General features: G+C 65.9%; 15 protein-coding genes, 1 tRNA gene and 1 riboswitch. All 16 genes read right to left on the reverse strand.

Going from position 1 to position 17,258, the window contains the following annotated elements:
* Nucleotides 1–6 precede the first annotated feature (6 nt).
* Entirely contained in the window at nt 7–1,326 is a 1,320-nt protein-coding gene (locus G7079_RS05910) for a nitrate/nitrite transporter (protein WP_166056432.1), read from the reverse strand.
* Nucleotides 1,327–1,354: 28 nt separating this feature from the next.
* A complete protein-coding gene (locus G7079_RS05915) occupies nt 1,355–2,716 on the reverse strand; it encodes an MFS transporter (RefSeq protein ID WP_166056433.1) in 1,362 nt (453 codons plus the stop codon).
* Between the two features lie 144 nt (nt 2,717–2,860).
* Nucleotides 2,861–4,273 carry an FAD-binding oxidoreductase gene (locus tag G7079_RS05920; RefSeq protein ID WP_166056434.1) on the reverse strand — a complete coding sequence of 471 codons (1,413 nt, stop codon included), beginning with the start codon at nt 4,271–4,273 and terminating at the stop codon, nt 2,861–2,863.
* A gap of 58 nt (nt 4,274–4,331) precedes the next feature.
* Complete coding sequence (locus G7079_RS05925; protein ID WP_166056435.1) at nt 4,332–5,207, reverse strand: peptidylprolyl isomerase; 876 nt, start codon at nt 5,205–5,207, stop codon at nt 4,332–4,334.
* 2 nt (nt 5,208–5,209) lie between these two features.
* On the reverse strand, nt 5,210–5,911 hold the full coding sequence (narI, locus tag G7079_RS05930) for a respiratory nitrate reductase subunit gamma (protein ID WP_166056436.1): 702 nt from the start codon (nt 5,909–5,911) through the stop codon (nt 5,210–5,212).
* Nucleotides 5,908–6,594, reverse strand: a complete 687-nt coding sequence (narJ, locus tag G7079_RS05935) for a nitrate reductase molybdenum cofactor assembly chaperone (RefSeq protein WP_166056437.1) — start codon at nt 6,592–6,594, stop codon at nt 5,908–5,910. Before narJ ends, narI begins: the two co-directional genes overlap by 4 nt.
* Nucleotides 6,591–8,138 (reverse strand): nitrate reductase subunit beta, encoded by a 1,548-nt coding sequence (narH, locus tag G7079_RS05940; protein WP_166056438.1) that lies wholly within the window; start codon nt 8,136–8,138, stop codon nt 6,591–6,593. Before narH ends, narJ begins: the two co-directional genes overlap by 4 nt.
* The gene (locus tag G7079_RS05945) at nt 8,138–11,881 is read right to left on the reverse strand and encodes a nitrate reductase subunit alpha (RefSeq protein WP_166056440.1); all 3,744 of its coding nucleotides are present in this window, start codon (nt 11,879–11,881) and stop codon (nt 8,138–8,140) included. The genes narH and G7079_RS05945 overlap by 1 nt, the downstream gene beginning before the upstream one ends.
* 68 nt (nt 11,882–11,949) lie before the next feature.
* Complete coding sequence (locus tag G7079_RS05950; protein ID WP_166056441.1) at nt 11,950–12,297, reverse strand: hypothetical protein; 348 nt, start codon at nt 12,295–12,297, stop codon at nt 11,950–11,952.
* Entirely contained in the window at nt 12,294–12,812 is a 519-nt protein-coding gene (locus G7079_RS05955) for a molybdenum cofactor biosynthesis protein MoaE (protein ID WP_166056442.1), read from the reverse strand. The genes G7079_RS05950 and G7079_RS05955 overlap by 4 nt, the downstream gene beginning before the upstream one ends.
* Before the next feature lies 1 nt (nt 12,813).
* Nucleotides 12,814–13,074, reverse strand: coding sequence for a MoaD/ThiS family protein (locus tag G7079_RS05960; protein ID WP_166056443.1), 261 nt, complete (start codon nt 13,072–13,074; stop codon nt 12,814–12,816).
* Nucleotides 13,071–14,330, reverse strand: a complete 1,260-nt coding sequence (glp, locus tag G7079_RS05965; RefSeq protein ID WP_166056444.1) for a gephyrin-like molybdotransferase Glp — start codon at nt 14,328–14,330, stop codon at nt 13,071–13,073. The genes G7079_RS05960 and glp overlap by 4 nt, the downstream gene beginning before the upstream one ends.
* Nucleotides 14,327–15,328 (reverse strand): bifunctional molybdenum cofactor biosynthesis protein MoaC/MoaB, encoded by a 1,002-nt coding sequence (gene moaCB, locus G7079_RS05970; protein ID WP_166056445.1) that lies wholly within the window; start codon nt 15,326–15,328, stop codon nt 14,327–14,329. Before moaCB ends, glp begins: the two co-directional genes overlap by 4 nt.
* Nucleotides 15,329–16,312 (reverse strand): GTP 3',8-cyclase MoaA, encoded by a 984-nt coding sequence (moaA, locus tag G7079_RS05975; RefSeq protein WP_166056446.1) that lies wholly within the window; start codon nt 16,310–16,312, stop codon nt 15,329–15,331.
* 8 nt (nt 16,313–16,320) lie between these two features.
* A riboswitch (molybdenum cofactor riboswitch) is annotated at nt 16,321–16,425 on the reverse strand.
* A gap of 184 nt (nt 16,426–16,609) precedes the next feature.
* Nucleotides 16,610–16,951 (reverse strand): hypothetical protein, encoded by a 342-nt coding sequence (locus G7079_RS05980; protein ID WP_166056447.1) that lies wholly within the window; start codon nt 16,949–16,951, stop codon nt 16,610–16,612.
* 149 nt (nt 16,952–17,100) lie between these two features.
* Nucleotides 17,101–17,187, reverse strand: a tRNA-Leu gene (locus G7079_RS05985).
* Nucleotides 17,188–17,258: the final 71 nt, after the last annotated feature.

Here is a 17,258-nt window from a genome sequence, read left to right on the forward strand (position 1 = left end):
GTCGCTTCAGCGCTTGCCGGCCGTCGCCGACATGATTTCGGGCAGGTCGGTTTCCGCCGCCATCTGCGGATGCCGCGCCAGCTCCACGCGGCGGATGGTGAAGTGCATCCAGGTCAACGCGGTGGCCACCAGCACGAACAGCAGCATGAAGCAGCTGGTCCACACGCCGATCAGGTCGTTCATCGCGCCGAACGCGATCGGCAGCAGGAAGCCGCCCAGCCCACCGATCATGCCGACCACGCCGCCGACCGCGCCCACGTTGTTGGGGTAATAGACCGGGATGTGCTTGTACACCGCGGCCTTGCCAAGCGACATGAAGAAGCCCAGCACGAACACCAGCACGGTGAACGGCAGCACGCCGACGGCGAGGCGGAATTCGATCGGGCCCTGGATGCCATCGACCACGTAGGTCGTCGATGGATACGACAGCAGGAAGGTGCAGATGGTGGAAACGCCCAGCGTCCAGTACATCACCCGGCGCGCGCCGATCTTGTCCGAGAGCCAGCCGCCGACGATGCGGAACAGGCTGGCCGGAATCGAATAGCAGGCTGCGATCATGCCGGCGGTGCGCACGTCCAGTCCGTAGGCGCCGGTCAGGTAGCGCGGCAGCCACAGCGCCAGTGCCACGAAGGCGCCGAACACGAAGAAGTAGTACAGCGAGAAGCGCCACACCTGCAGGTTGCGCAGTGGGCGCATCTGCTCGGCGAACGGCACCGGTTCGATGCCTTCGGCCTTGCGCCGGGCCAGGCCCGGATCGTCGCGGGTGAACAGGAAAAAGACCACGGCGGTGATGGCCAGTCCGATCGACCAGTAGCGCGCCACCGCGTCCCAGCCGTAGGCGACCATCACCATCGGCGCCAGCAGCTTGGTCACCGCCGAACCGATATTGCCGGCGCCGAAGATGCCCAGCGCAGTGCCCTGTTTCTCCGGCGGGAACCACTTGGAGACATAGGACACGCCCACCGCGAACGAACCACCGGCAATGCCCACCGCCAGCGCCGCCAGCAGGAACTGCGGATAGGTCTGTGCATAGGTCAGCATCCAGGTGGCGACGGCGGCCGCCAGCATCACTAGGCTGAACACGATTCGCCCGCCGTACTGTTCGGCCCACACGCCCAGGAACAGCCGGCTCAGTGATCCGGTGAGGATCGGGGTGGCCGCGAGCAGGCCGAACTGGGTGTCGCTCAGGCCCAGGTCTTTCTTGATCTGGATGCCGATGATCGAAAAGATCGTCCACACCGCGAAGCACACGGTGAAGGCGAAGGTGCTGGTCCACAGGGCGCTGTTCTGCTGGCCCTTGGTGATGGAAACAGGAGGCGCGTTCATGCGGAAGCTCTCGTGAGGTTGCGTTGGATTAGCAGGGATTGGCGGCGCCGCGACGGGCGTACATCCACCAGTTCAGCAGCACGTTGAAGGCGAAGAACACGGACAGCCCGTAGAACACCGGCGTGGCGGATTCGAACGCACCGAACGACCAGGCGAACAGCATCCCGAACAGGAACGGGCCGTAGGCCGCGATCGCCGCGGTGAAACCGATCACCCCGGCCGCCTGGCGCGGCGCGAACAGCATCGGCATCTGCTTGAAGGTGGAGGCATTGCCGATACCGGCGAAGAAGAACAGCGCCAGCATCGATGCCACGAATTTCGGGAATTCATCCAGCGAATCCGGCGACACGTTCATCGCCACCAGCACCGTGCACACCACCATGCCGATGCCGGCCCACTGGGTGACCCGCGCACCGCCCAGCTTGTCCGACAGCGGGCCGGCGGCGACACGCGCAAGCGAACCGACCAGCGGGCCCCAGAACGCCCACTTCAGCGGATCGGGTGCGCCCTCGAAGCCGCCGAAGCCTTCCTTGATCAGCAGCGGGAAGGTGGCCGCAAGCCCGGAAAAGCCGCCGAAGGTCATGATGTACAGCGAGGTCATCGACCAGGTGTGGCGCGACTTGAAGATGTCGAACTGCTCGGCGAAGTTGGCCTTGACCGGCACCGACTTCAGCAACAGCCAGGCGGTGATGCCGAACACCAGCACGAACGGCACGAACACCGCAGGCGCGTTCTGCAGATACACCTGGCTTTCCACGCCGCCCTTGAGCAGGGTCTGGCTGTCGCCCATGAGCGCGGTGCTGCCGAGCAGGGCGAAGCCGATGATCCACGGCGTCACGAACTGCACGATCGACACGCCCAGGTTGCCGATACCGGCCTGGATCGCCAGTGCGGTGCCCAGCAGCCGCTTCGGGAAGAACAGGCTGGTGGACGGCATGAACGAGGAGAAGTTGCCGCCGCCGAGGCCAGCCAGGAAGGAGAGCAGCAGCAACACCCAGTACGGGACGTTCGGATCCTGCACGGCGAAGAACCAGCCCAGCAGCGGGATCAACAGCGACAGCGTGGACAGAGTGACCACATGGCGGGTGCCGAACATCGGGGTCAGGAACATGTGGATCAGGCGCAGGGTGCCGCCGGCAAGGCCGGGCATCGCGGTCAGCCAGAACAGCTGGCTGGGCGAGAAGGTGTAGCCGACCTGCGGCAGGCGTACCACCAATGCCGACACCAGGAACCAGGCGGCGAACGCCAGGGTCAGGTTGACGGTGGTGATGGCCAGGGTGCGCCAGGCGATGGTGGAGCCGGCGGTGTTCCAGAAGGCATCGTTCTCCGGATCCCAGTGCGGGAGCCAGGTGCTGGATGCCTTGGCGATACTGCGGTCGGGTGCGGACATCGTGTCTCCAGGGGGCGGTTCCAATCTGCTGGATCGCATCATGGCAACGCCACGCGCGGCACGAATTGATTGCCATCAATTCGCACCGCCGTCGTGCTTGATTTGCGTCAACTTGGTCGCGTGTTCGTCGCCATGACGACGTTGTCAGGCGTCCTGCCCGGCGTCTTGCAGGACGCGCCCGGGGTTCATCAGGTTGTGCGGATCCAGCGCCTGCTTGATCGAGCGCATCATCGCCAACGCCACCGGCGATTTTCGTCGCGCCAGTTCACTGCGCCTGAGGCGTCCGATGCCGTGTTCGGCGGCGAAGGAGCCGCCGCGCGTCATCACCGCATCGTGCACGCAGGCATTGCAGTTCGCTTCATGCCGCAGCAGGAATTCCGCCGGCGAAACGCCTTCCGGCGCCTGCAGGTTGAAGTGGAGGTTGCCGTCTCCCAGGTGCCCGAAGACCACCGTGCGCACGTCCGGCACCAGCGCAGGCAGAGCCGTGTCCATTTCCCGCAGGAATCCGCCGATTTGCGAGACGGGCAGGGCGATGTCGTGCTTGATGTTGAGGCCTTCGCGTGCCTGCGCCAGCGGGATGGCATCGCGCAGGCGCCAGAGCGCATCCGCTTGCGTTTGGTTTGACGCGGTCACGGCATCGCAATCGGTCTCCACGAGCCGCGCGTGCAGCCAGTCACGTGCGCGCTCTTCGTCGTCCGCGGCGAACTCGACCAGGATCGTCCACGGCGCCGGCTTCAGCGGCTGCGGGATTTGCGGGAAGTGGCTGGCCACCAGCTGCATGGCATGTCGCGCCATCACTTCGAAGCCGGTGAGCTGCGCCGTGGTGCCCGTGCGCAGGCGCGCCAGCAGGGTGATGGCGGTATCGATGTCGGCGCATGCCAGCAGCGCGGTGAGCGTGGCGGCAGGTGGTGCGAACAGTTTCAGCGAGGCGGCGGTGATGATGCCCAGCGTGCCTTCGCTGCCGATGAACAGGTCGCGCAGGTCGTAGCCGCTGTTGTCCTTGCGCAGGCCGGATAGTCCGTTCCAGATCTCGCCCGCGGCCGTCACGACTTCAAGCCCCAGGCAGAGTTCGCGCGCGTTGCCGTAGTGGACCACCTGGCTGCCGCCGGCATTGGTGGCCATGTTGCCGCCGATGGTGCAGCTGCCCTGCGAGCCGATGCTCAACGGGAACAGCAGGCCGTGCGTGCGCGCATGTTCGCGCACCTGTTGCAGCACGCAGCCGGCATCCACGGTCATGCTGAGGTTGTCGGGGTCGATGCTGCGGATGGATTGCATGCGCCCCAGCTGCAGCACGACCTCGCGTCCGCTGTCGTTGGGCACGCCGCCACCAACCAGGCCGGTATTGCCGCCCTGGGGCACGATGGGCACGCCATGCGCCGCGCAGGTGCGCACGACGGCCGCTGCTTCCGCAGTGTTGCCGGGCCGAACGACGGCCAGTGCGCGTCCGAAGTAACGCTTGCGCGCGTCGACCAGATAGCCATCATCCAGTTCGCCTTCGCAGGCGACATGCGCGGCGCCCACGCAGGCACGCAATTCGTCCAGCAATCCCTGGTTCATGCCGGCCGCTCCTCGGGCGTGCGTGGACGTGCTTGCATGGGTTGCGGGCGAAGGGCGCTCAGGCCGACAGTTCGATCCCTTCGACGCGATAACGCTCTGCAAGGATGTGCAGGTATTGGTGCACCGCGTTCTGCCGGGTCTGGGTTTCCAGATAGGCCGCGATGCGCGGACGTGCGTCGTCGTATTCGAGGGCTTCGCCATCGATGCGTTCCAGCACTTCCACCACGTGGTGGCCGTAGCGGGTTTCCACGGTCAGGCCGGCCATGCCGGGCTTGAGCATGAACAGCTGGCGGTCGAATTCGGGCACGGTGTCGCCGCGTTCGATCCAGCCGAGCTCGCCGCCCGCATCGCGCGAGGGGCAGGCGGAATGGCGCATCGCGAATTCGATGAAGCGATCCGGTTCCTGCTTGAGCGCGCCGATCAGTTCTTCGCCGAGCAGTTGCGCGCGCTGGCGCGCGGCGATGTCGGCCGGCGCGGCGGCCAGCAGGATATGGCGGACGCGCAGGCAGTCGGGCTGGTGCAGGCGGGCGCGGTTGGTGTCGTAGTACTGGCGGATCGCGGCATCGTCGGCATCCGGCACCGTCACCGCCTCGGCGAACAGCAGGCGCACGCGCGCTTCGTCTTCGGTCTCGCCTTCGACCGCGTCGATGGCCAATCCCAGGCGCTCGCATTCGCGGCGCACCAATTCGCGGATGACCAAGGTCGTCGCCGCTGCCTGGCGGGCATCGTGCGGATTGTCGGCGCGATGGAACTGCATTTCGCGGGCGATCTCCGCTTCGTCCACCGGCGTGCCGCCGACCTGCACGTAGACCGGCGCCGACCCGGGCAGGGGACTGCCGGGGTCGACATCGTGGTCATGCGTATCGGCGGCGGCCTTGGCCGCATCCGACAAGGCGCCGGCGTCCATGACGATGGGGATGATGCGTTTGGACATGGTCAGTTGCCCGGATAGCGCAGCGGACGCTGGCGGGCGCGCACGACCTGGTAGGGACGCGTGAGGTAGCCCAGCGGGATCGACCACACGTGCACCAGGCGGGTGAACGGGGTCAGCAGGATCAGGGTCATGCCCAGGAACACATGCGCCTTGTAGATCCAGTGCGCATCGACGATGTAGTCTGCCGCGCCGGCGCGGAAGGTGACGATGTGTTGCGCCCATTCGCCCAACTTGACCATCTGCTCGCCATCCATGTGGCCGGACGAGATGTAGATCGAGCACAGGCCCAGGATCAGCTGCAGGTACAGCAGCACCAGGATCAGGATGTCGCGTCCGCTCGACGTTGCGCGGATGCGCGGGTTGAGCAGCCGGCGCGCCAGCAGGATGCTCAGCCCGATGAAGCACATCACGCCGAAGATGCCGCCCACCACCATCGCCATCAGCTGTTTCTGGCCGGAGGTCATGAAGTGCTCATACACCGCATGCGGGGTGAGCAGGCCGACCAGGTGGCCGCCCAGGATCGCCAGCACGCCGATGTGGAACCAGTTGCTGCCCAGCCGCATCCATTTGCTGGAGAGCAATTGGCTTGAACCGGTGCGCCAGGTGTAGGAGGCGAAGTCGAAGCGCGCCCAGCAGCCGATCGCGAAGATCGCCAGCGCGACATAGGGATAGATCTGGAACGCAAGGAAATTCAGAGTGTTCATGGCGTCACCGTGGGTTCGACCCGCTTTGCACCCGACGGCAGCCGGGTAGGTGGATTGCAGTCATCGGCCGGGGCTTCCGCGCCGAAGCGCACCGCTTCTTCTTCCCAGACACGATCCATGGCTTCCGGGGTGTCATCGCGCGCTTCGCTGGCCACGCGCTTGCGCAGCAGGTCCAGTTCGACCCGGCCGATGGCGGTTTCCACCAGCACTTCCAGCACCGCCGCGTACTCGCTGTTGCGCTCCTGCGCGCGCGCGGCCAGCAGTTCCAGGATGTGCGCGACATGGGCCAGCCAGTCGCGGATTTCTTCGGTCGGGCGCAGCGACAGATATTCCAGCACCACCGGCAGGTAGTCCGGCAGTTGCTTGGCGCCGAGTTCGAAGCCGTGGCCGCGATAGGTCGAGAGCAGGTCGACCATCGCCTGGCCGCGGTCGCGGGATTCGCCGTGGATGTGTTCGAACAGCAGCAGGCTCATCGCCCGGCCACGGTCGAACAAGCCCAGCCAGCGTTCCTGCGCTTCCAGCGGGTCGCTGGCCAGCAGGTTGTCGACGAATCCGCGCAATTGCGCCTGCCGCTTCGGCGACAGCGCCGGATCGTCCAGCGCGGCGCGCAGTTCGTCGCCGTGCTGCCACAGTTCGTCTCCGGGGTAATCCAGCAGAACCGACATCAGCTTGAGGAGTTTCATGCCTTCTCCCTGACGTTCAACTGGCGTGCCGGTGGCACTTCGTAGGTCTGGGTCGAACGACCGCCGAACAGTGCCTCGGCCGGGGTGGAAGGCGAGCAGCCGTTGCCGAAGGTGAAGCCGCAGCCGCCGCGCTCGCCGAAGGCGTCGTTGGCGTATTCGCGATGGGCAGTGGGGATGACGAAACGATCTTCGTAATTGGCGATGGCAAGGTAGCGGTACATTTCCTCCGCCTGTCCAAGGGTCAGGCCGGCCTGGTGCAGGACCTCAAGATCCTCCACGCCGTCCACGTGCATGGCACGACGCCAGGCGCGCATCGCCAGCATGCGTTCCATCGCGCGGATTACCGGGCCCTCGTCGCCTGCGGTCAGCAGGTTGGCCAGGTAGCGGACCGGAATGCGCAGCGATTTCACGTCCGGGATCTCGCCGTTCTTGCCGATGCGCCCCGAATCAGCAGCCGACTGGATCGGCGACAGCGGCGGCACGTACCAGACCATCGGCAGGGTGCGGTATTCCGGATGCAGTGGCAGCGCCAGCTTCCAGTCGATCGCCAGCTTGTACACCGGCGATGCCTTGGCCGCGTCGAGCCAGTTGTCGGGAATGCCTTCTGCACGCGCGGCTTCGATCACCTTCGGATCGTTCGGATCCAGGAAGATGCCCAGGTGCGCTTCGTACAGGTCTTTTTCCGACGGTACCGATGCGGCTTCCTGGATGCGGTCGGCGTCGTACAGCATCACCCCCAGGTAGCGGATGCGGCCCACGCAGGTTTCCGAGCACACCGTGGGTTCGCCCATCTCGATGCGCGGATAGCAGAAGATGCACTTCTCCGATTTGCCGCTCTTCCAGTTGTAGTAGATCTTCTTGTACGGGCAGGCGGACACGCACATGCGCCAGCCGCGGCACTTGTCCTGGTCGATCAGCACGATGCCGTCTTCCTCGCGCTTGTAGATCGCGCCGGACGGGCAGGAGGCGACGCAGGCCGGGTTGAGGCAGTGCTCGCACAGGCGCGGCAGGTACATCATGAAGGTCTTCTCGAACGCGCCGTAGATCTCGCGCTGCACGCCTTCGAAGTTGCTGTCCTTGCTGCGCTTGGCGAACTCGGTGCCCAGGATTTCTTCCCAGTTCGGGCCCCATTCGATCTTCTGCATGCGCTGCCCGGTGAGCAGCGAACGTGGGCGCGCGGTGGGCTGGTGCTTGCCTTCCGGCGCCTGGTGCAGGTGCTGGTAGTCGAAATCGAACGGCTCGTAGTAGTCGTCGATCTGCGGCAGGTCGGGGTTGGCGAAGATCTTGGCCAGCAGGCGCAGGCGACCGCCGGCCTTCAGGGTGATCTTGCCGTCGCGGCTGCGCGTCCAGCCGCCGTTCCACTTGCGCTGGTTCTCCCATTCCTTGGGATAGCCGATGCCGGGCTTGGTTTCCACGTTGTTGAACCAGGCGTACTCGACGCCTTCGCGGCTGGTCCAGACGTTCTTGCAGGTGATCGAGCAGGTATGGCAGCCGATGCACTTGTCCAGGTTCAGGACCATCGCGATCTGGGCACGGACCTTCATCACACCACCTCCTTGGCGGCTGCAGGCACGGGCTCACCGTCCAGCCAATCGACCTTGTCCATCTTGCGCACGATCACCAGTTCGTCGCGGTTGGTGCCCACCGTGCCGTAGTAATTGAAGCCGTAGGACAGCTGCGCATAGCCGCCGATCATGTGGGTGGGCTTGACCACCACGCGGGTCACCGAGTTGTGGATGCCGCCGCGGGTGCCGGTGACTTCGGAGCCGGGCGTGTTGATGATGCGTTCCTGTGCGTGATACATCATGGCGATGCCGTTCATCACGCGCTGGCTGACCACCGCGCGCGCGGCGATGGCGCCGTTGACGTTGAACAGTTCGATCCAGTCGTTGTCCTCGATCCCGGCATCGCGCGCGTCGTCCTCGCTCAGCCAGACGATGGGCCCGCCGCGCGACAGCGTCTGCATGATCAGATTGTCGCTGTAGGTGCTGTGGATGCCCCACTTCTGGTGCGGGGTGATCCAGTTCAGCACGATCTCCTTGTGGCCGTTCGGCTTCTTGCCGTGCAGCGGTTTGATCGTCTTGGTCTCGATCGGCGGGCGATAGCCCATGAAGCCTTCGCCGAAATCGCGCATCCACTGGTGGTCCTGGTAGAACTGCTGGCGACCGGTCAGGGTGCGCCACGGGATCAGTTCGTGGACGTTGGTGTAGCCAGCGTTGTAGCTGACGTTCTCGTCCTCGAGGCCAGACCAGATCGGCGAGCTGATGATCTTGCGCGGCTGCGCCTGAATGTCGCGGAAGCGGATCGCTTCGTGTTCCTTGCCCTCGGCCAGGTGCGTGTGGTGACGGCCGGTGAAACCCTCCAGCGATTCCCATGCCTTCACCGCGACATGGCCATTGGTCTCGGGCGCCAGGTGCATGATCGCTTCGGCGGCATCGATCGCGGTTTCCAACTGCGGGCGGCCGTGGCTGATGCCGGCATCGGTCACTTCATGGTTGAGCTTGCCCAGGAATTCCACTTCGTGGGTGGTGTCCCATTGCATGCCCTTGCCGCCATTGCCCTGGGTGTCCAGCAGCGGGCCCAGCGAGGTGAATTTCTTGTACAGGTTCGGGTAGTCGCGTTCGACCACCACCATGCTCGGCGCGGTCTTGCCGGGGATCAGCTCGCACTCGCCCTTCTTCCAGTCGGTCACGCCGTAGGGCATGGCGATTTCGTTCGGGGTGTCGTGCAGGGTGGGTACCAGCACCAGGTCCTTTTCCACGCCCAGCACGCCGGGCGCCATGTCGCTGACGGTGCGGGCGATGCCCTTGAAGATGTCCCAGTCGCTGCGCGCTTCCCAGGCCGGATCCACTGCCTTCGACAGCGGGTGGATGAAGGGATGCATGTCCGAGGTATTGAGGTCGTTCTTCTCGTACCAGGTCGCGGTGGGCAGCACGATGTCGCTGTACAGCGCGGTGGTGCACATCCGGAAGTCCAGGGTCACCAGCAGGTCGAGCTTGCCTTCGGGCGCTTCGTCGCGCCATTTCACTTCTTCAGGCGTGGTCGCGCCGCGTTCGCCAAGATCCTTGCCCTGCACGCCGTGACGGGTGCCCAGCAGGTGCTTGAGCATGTATTCGTGGCCCTTGCCCGAACTGCCCAGCAGGTTGGAGCGCCAGATGAACAAGTTGCGCGGGAAGTTTTCCGGCGCATCCGGATCGGCATAGGCGAAGTCCAGGCTGCCGTCCTTGAGCTTGCCCACCGCGTAGTCGACCGGCGCGATGCCGGCTTGCTCCGCGTCGTGGACCAGTTGCAGCGGGTTGGTGTTGAGCTGCGGGATCGACGGCAGCCAGCCCATCCGGATCGCGCGCAGGTTGAAATCGGCCAGCGAACCGCTGTACTTCGATTTGTCGGCCAGCGGCGAGAGGATTTCCTCGACGTCGAGTTTTTCGTAGCGGTACTGGCCCGAGGTGAAATAGAAGAACGAGGTGCCGTTCATCTGCCGCGGCGGTTTGCTCCAGTCGGTGGCGAACGCGATCGGCGCCCAGCCCGATTGCGGACGCAGTTTTTCCTGGCCCACGTAATGCGCCCAGCCGCCGCCAGTCTGGCCCACGCAGCCGCACATCACGAGCATGTTGATCAGCCCGCGATAGTTCATGTCGTTGTGGAACCAGTGGTTCATCGCCGCGCCGACGATGATCATGCTGCGCCCGCGGGTCTTGTCCGCCGTGCGCGCGAATTCGTGGGCGATGCGGATGACCTCGGCGCGCGGCACGCCGGTGATGGTTTCCTGCCAGGCCGGTGTGCCGGGGATGTTGTCGTCGAAGCTTGCGGCCACGTTGCCGCCGCCGAAGCCGCGATCGACGCCGTATTGCGCCAGCAACAGGTCGTACACGCTGGCCACGGCCCATTCCTGGCCATCGGCCAGGGTCAGGCGCTTGACCGGGATGTTGCGCTCCAGCACATCATCGAACTTGGACTCGGTCCAGTAGTCGTTGGTGATGCCGCCGAAGTAGGGGAAGCTGACCGCCTCGATGCCGTCGGCGCTGTCCTTGAGCGACAGCCGCAGGCGGGTTTCGTGACCGGCGCTGTTTTTCTCCTCGATGTTCCATTTGCCCTTTTCGCCCCAGCGGAAACCGACCGAGCCGTTCGGCACGGTGAGTTCGCCGCTGGTCTCGTCGTAGGCCAGGGTTTTCCACTCGGGGTTGTTGGTCTCGTTCATGCCGCCGAGGTCAGCGGCACGCAGGAAACGTTCCGGAACCAGCCGGCCGTCGGCGCGCTTCTCCAGCCGCACCAGCAGCGGCATGTCGCTGTACTGGCGGCAGTAGTCGGTGAAGTACTGCGACGGGTTGTCGACGTGGAACTGCTTGAGGATCACGTGGCCGAAGGCGAACGCCAGTGCGGCGTCGGTGCCTTGCTTGGGATGCAGCCAGTGATCGGTGAGCTTGGCGACTTCCGAATAGTCCGGGGTGATCGCCACCGTCTTGGTGCCGTTGTAGCGGGCCTCGGTGAAGAAGTGGGCGTCCGGCGTGCGCGTCTGCGGCACGTTGGAACCCCAGGCGATGATGTAGCGGCTGTTGTACCAGTCGGCCGATTCCGGCACGTCGGTCTGTTCGCCCCAGACCTGCGGGCTGGACGGCGGCAGGTCGCAGTACCAGTCGTAGAAGCTAAGGCAGGCGCCGCCGAGCAGCGACAGATAACGCGCGCCGGCGGCATAGCTGACCATCGACATCGCCGGGATCGGCGAGAAGCCGACCACGCGGTCCGGGCCCCATTTTTTCACGGTGTAGAGATTGGAAGCGGCGATCACTTCGTTCGCCTCGTCCCACGCCACGCGCACGAAACCGCCCATGCCGCGCTTGCTCTTGTAGCTCTTCGCCTTGTCCTGGTCGCTGACGATGCTGGCCCAGGCGTCGACCGGCGATTTGTTCTTGCGCGCTTCGCGCCACAGCTTGAGCAGCGCGCTGCGCATCAACGGGTATTTCACCCGGTTGGCGCTGTACAGATACCAGGAATAGCTGGCACCGCGCGGGCAGCCGCGCGGCTCGTGGTTGGGCAGGTCGGGACGGGTGCGCGGGTAGTCGGTCTGCTGGGTTTCCCAGGTGACCAGGCCGTTCTTGACGTAGACCTTCCAGCTGCAGGAGCCGGTGCAGTTCACGCCATGGGTGGAGCGCACGATCTTGTCGTACTGCCAGCGCTGGCGGTAACCGTCTTCCCAACTCCTGTCGTCCGCACGAGTGGCGCCATGGCCGTCGGAAAAAGATTCGGGTGCGGGCTTGAGGAAGTTCAGCCGGTCGAGGAAATAACTCATGGTGGGGGTGTCCCGTACAGTGGCTGCGCCAGTGTCGGTTCAGCGACCAGAGCTGTCTTTGACGTGCGTCAATCCGGCATCGCTTGTGCGGCTTGCTTGCGTTGGCGATGGCTGTCGCGCACGTCCACCTCCACCGAGACACGGATCATTTTCTGTGCGAATGAGAACCCGTCTCGTCTTGGCCGTTCGTCGGCAAACGCCAGGAAATCGTTGCGCGACAAGACCACGCGCAACGCCATCAGATCGCCCTCGCAGCGGCCTTGCGATGCATCGTCGTGTAGTTCAAGCGTGCAATGCGCCTCACTGCGATTGGGGCAGGGCCAGCGCTGCTGGAGTTCGCCATCCTCGCCCAGCTGCGCCAGCTCCTCTTCGGAGATGCGCAGGCGCAGCAGATCGCCATCGAGCTGCAGTTTCATGCGTGCGCGCCCGTGTGTTGCGCGTGGTCGTGCGCGGTGGTGGTCGATGCCGGCTCATGGCCGCACAGCGAGCAGCCTTCGCTCCATTCGCTGTGGCCGTCGATGAAGTGTTCCTGCTTCCAGATCGGCGCCTGGTGCTTGACCGCTTCGATCACCTCGCGGCAGCCGCGAAACGCTTCATCGCGATGTGGGGTGGCGAAGGCGATCACCACCGCCAGGTCGCCAACCGCCAGCTTGCCCTTGGCATGCGCCACGTAGCATTTCGCGTTCGGGCCGAAGCGGGCGATGGCCGCATCGGCGGTCTCGCGGAACACGTTGAGTGCCAGCGGATCGAACATGTCGTAGTGGACGGCGACGCATTCGCGGCCGTGGCTGGCGGCGCGCACGCGGCCGATGAAGATGTCGATGCCGCCGAAGGCGTTGTCGCTGACGAATTCGATGGCGGCCTGCGGATCTAGCCGGCCGTTGGCGATGTCCAGCACATCGCAGGCGATGCGGGTGTGGTCTGCGCTCATCTCAACCTCCGCTGACCGGTGGCAGCACGGCCAATCGGCCATCGCTCGGCAGCGTGCTGTCGGCGCGCAGCAGCGCGGATTCGGTGGCGATGGCCGAGGCCTTCAGCAGGGCCGGCGCATAAGCCGGCCAGTGCGCCTGCGCCCAGGCATCGAATGCTGCACGGAAATCGGCGACGGTGGCGATGCCGGGCAGGTCGAGGTCGAGTTCGGGCGCCGCGCTGAATTCGCGGAAGCGGCCGAACAGTTGCAGGGTGATTTTCATTGGGTGAGTCCATCGAACGAAGCGCCATGGGGGCGCAGCGGAAAGATCGGAACACGGGTTCCGGCGGGCAGCGTGCTGGCGTCTTCGGGCAACAGCGCCCAGACGCGCGCGCGCAGCAGCGGTGCGGTCTTGAAACTTTCCTGACCCTTGAGCAGTTGCACCTGCAGCTGTCCCTGCGCGTTCAACACCAGCGCGGCCTTCTGGATCATGGTGAAGCCGGGTTTCTTGCTGGCGTCGGCCGCCAGTGGCAGCCGCAGCGCGGTTTCCGGCGGCTGTCCGGCCAACGCACGCAGGGCGGCATCCACATGGAAGCGCGCGCCGACCGCACTGGACACCGGATTGCCGGGCAGGCCGAACACCAGCGTGCCGCGACCTGCAGTGGCGAACAGCAGCGGCTTGCCCGGGCGCATCTTCAATTTGTGGAATCGCAGTTCGGCGCCGGCTGCGCGCAGCACGTACGGCACGAAGTCGTAGCGGCCCATCGACACCGCGCCGGTGGTGACCACCAACTCGATGCCGGCGTCCAGCCAGCGCGCCAGCAGGGTCGCCAGCGCCTCCGGCTCGTCGGGCACGGTGACGCGCTCCACCACCTCGGCGCCGGCGTCGGTGAACAGCTGCGCCAGATAGGGGCCGTTGGTATTGGCGATTTGCCCCGGCGCCAATGCGGCGCCGTCGGTATCGACCAGTTCGCGGCCGGTGCAGGCCAATGCCAGGCGCGGGCGGCGGCGCACGTCGACTTCGCCGATGCCGATCCCGCGCAGCACCATCACCGCTTCCTGGTTGAGGCGGGTGCCGGCGTCCAGCACGCGTTCGCCAGTGGCCACGTCCTCGCCTGCGTGGCGTACGTGCTGGCCGCTGCGTGGAGTGATCGAGAGACGGATCGATAACGCTGCACCGGCAGGATCGCGCGCGGTGACCGTGCAGTCTTCCACCGGCACCACCGTGTCCAGCCCGTCGGGCAGGCGCGCGCCGGTCATGATGCTGCAGGCGCCATCGGACTGGCCGGCGATACCATCGCCTGCGGCCTGTTCGGCCAGCACGGCCAGTTCGCTGCCTTCCGCCAGGTCTTCGCGCCAGCGCAGGGCGAAACCGTCCATCGCCGAGTTGTCGAATGGCGGTAGTGCGCGCGGGGCATCGATGGCTTCGGCGAGTACCCGCTCGCCGGCCTGCGCCAGCGCGATGCGCTCACTCGGCAGCGGCGTGCAGCAGGCGCGGATCATCGCCAGCGCTTCGTCCACGGCAATCATGGTCTTCATGCGTGCGGTGCTCCGCGCATCATCGCCAGCGCATGCGGCAGCAGCGGGCCCAGGATATCCATGCCCTGCGCCACGGCCTTGGGGCTGCCGGGCAGGCAGATCACCAGGGTGCCGTCGCCGACCAGCGCGCAGGCGCTGCGGCTCAGCCAGGCCAGCGGGGTATGCGCGCTGCTGGCGCTGCGGAACAGTTCGGCCAGGCCGGGCACATCGCGAGTCGCCACGCTGGCCATCGCTTCCGGCGCCAGGTCGCGCGGGCCGAAGCCGGTGCCGCCGGTGCACAGTACCAATGGTGTGCCGAGTGCGGCTTCTTCGCGCAGGGCGGCGGCCAGCGGTTCGATGCCGTCGGCCAGCAGGCGCCGGCGTACGTCGGCCCCCATCGACCGCAATGCATCTTCCAGCAGCGCGCCGCTTTGATCCTCGTACACGCCGGCGACGGCGCGGTCGCTAAGGGTGATCGCCGCCACCGTTTCGCCATCCAGGCGTGGGCCGCTCTTCGGCCGGTAGTAGCGGCGTTCGTCCTCGCTCATGCCGGCCGGATGGATCCACAGACCTTTCTTGCCGCCTTCCTTGAACAACAGGCGCACCGCTTCGATGCCCAGTGCCGGTTCCACCGGCTTGGTCAGGTCGTACAGGGTGAGCAAGGCTGCGCTGGCACCGGCCAGGGCTTCCATTTCGACGCCGGTTTTCGCGGTCAGCGCGGTCTCGCAATAGACCCGGATCGCGTGGCGTTCCGGCACCGGCACGCAGCGCACATCGACGTATTCCAGCGACAGCGGATGGCATAGCGGCATCAGCTGCGCGGCGTTCTTCGCGCCCTGCAGGCCGGCCACTTCAGCCATCGCCAGCGCATCGCCCTTGGGCAGGGTCTTGCCGGCCAGCGCGGCATAACCCACTGGGCCTGCGTGCAGTTCGCCCACCGCCACCGCGCGGCGTTCGGCGGGGCGCTTGCGGCGCACGTCGGCCATGTGGAAACCGGAAGCGGGGATCGGTGCGTCCATTCAACCGCCGATGGTGGAGAGGTTGGGGACCAGGCCGGTTTCGCCCTCGTGCAGACGGTGGCCGATCGCCTTCAGGCCCAGCTGTGCCTGCAGCGCGGCGGCAAGCCGGTCGCAATCGGCATCGTCCTGCAGCCACGGCCGCAACGGGATGCCCACGTTGCCGAACAGGCATAGCCGCAGATCGCCGGTATGGGTGACGCGCAGGCGGTTGCAGCCGGCGCAGAAGTCGTTGGAGTAGGGCGCGATCACGCCGATCCGTCCGGCAAAATCCGGATGCGCGTACTCGCGCGCCGGGCCGGCATCGGGCGCGCGCTGCAACAGCTGCCAGCCGGTGGCTTGCAGGTTGGCCTCCAGCGTTTCGGCGCGCAGGTGGTGGCGTTCGAAATAGGCCAGGTTGTCGCCGGTGCGCATCAGTTCGATGAAGCGCACGGTGACGTCGCGTTCGCGCAGGTAGTCGAACCACTGCGGCAGCAGGTCGTCGTTCAGGCCCTTCAGCAGCACGGCGTTGAGCTTGATCGCCTTGAAGCCCAGTCCCTGCGCCAGCTCGATCCCGCGCAGGATTTCGTCCAGCCGGTCGTGGCCGGTGATGGCGTGGAAGCGCTCGCGTTCCAGCGCGTCCACGCTGATGTTGAGGTTGGTCAGGCCGGCCTGACGCCAGCGCGCCACCCGGCGGTCCAGCAGAGTGCCGTTAGTGGTGAGGGCGATGCTGTCGATGCTGCCCACGGCTGCTGCCGAAGCGATGATTTCCGGCAGGTCGCGGCGCAGGCTGGGCTCGCCGCCGGTCAGCCGCAGCTTGCGCAGGCCCACGCTGGCGAAGCCGCGCAGCAGGCGGGCGATTTCCTCGCGGGTGAGCGGCATCGGGCGCCCGGCGCGGGCATGGAAACCGTCCGGCAGGCAGTAGCTGCAGTGGAAGTTGCAGGCTTCGATCACCGACAGCCGCAAATACGGGAAGGCCCGGCCAAACCGGTCCTGCAAAACCGACATCTGTTGTGCTCCTTTCCAAACGCGGGCGGCAACACCGTTTCCAGCGGTGCCGGGTGGCGGAAACCGCCACGGTCGGCGGCCATGCCCGAAAGCGAAGGCCGTGCGACTCGGAGTGCAGCCTGGGCTGCGCGGGCACTTTAGGCGGCGCGGCCGCATCCGGCATTGATCGGGATCAATCGCGTCGGCGTTTGCAGGCCCGCATTGCGTTGCGCACACGAAAACGCCCGGGTGGGTGCCCGGGCGAGTGATTCGGCATCAGGCGATCCGGCCGGCTTTGCGGCCGCCGGATCGACGAACTCAGTGCAGGATCTGCAGCGGTTGGTGCCCCAGCTTGGCCAGCATCAGGAACACGCAGACCGTAACCGAGTTGATGGTCCAGCCGATGGTCAGCACCCGCGCCATGGAGGCCAGTTCGGGGCGATCCACGTTGGGTGCGTTCAGCCAGATCTTGCGCATGATCCAGGCGGTGTACACCAGGAAGCACACGACGCCGGCAACCAGCGCGGCGGCGGGGCCGTATTGGTAGATCGCGAGCAAGGCCAGGAACAGCACATTGCTGGCCAGCACGCCTTCGATCCAGAACACGCGGGAGAGCCGGAGTTTGCCCGGAACGCTGTCGTCGAAAAACGCCTGCATCATGGGATCACTCCTTCGCTTGCCGGGTGGAAACGCCTGAATCTACGGTAGTCCTTCGCGCAGGTAGCGGCAAGCGCGCGCGCGGGGCACAAGTGCGGGATGCGGCGGGGCAAAAAAAAACCCCCGCTTGCGCGAGGGTTTTTGGTTGTACCTGGTGCCCGGGAGAGGACTCGAACCTCCACGAAGTTGCCCCCGCTAGCACCTGAAGCTAGTGCGTCTACCAATTCCGCCACCCGGGCAGGGTGCAGGGGGCGCATGATGCAGTGCGATTTCGATGATGTCAACGGATCTTTGCGATGCGAACGAAGCA

The sequence above is a fragment of the Thermomonas sp. HDW16 genome, from assembly GCF_011302915.1.
Lineage (GTDB): Bacteria > Pseudomonadota > Gammaproteobacteria > Xanthomonadales > Xanthomonadaceae > Thermomonas.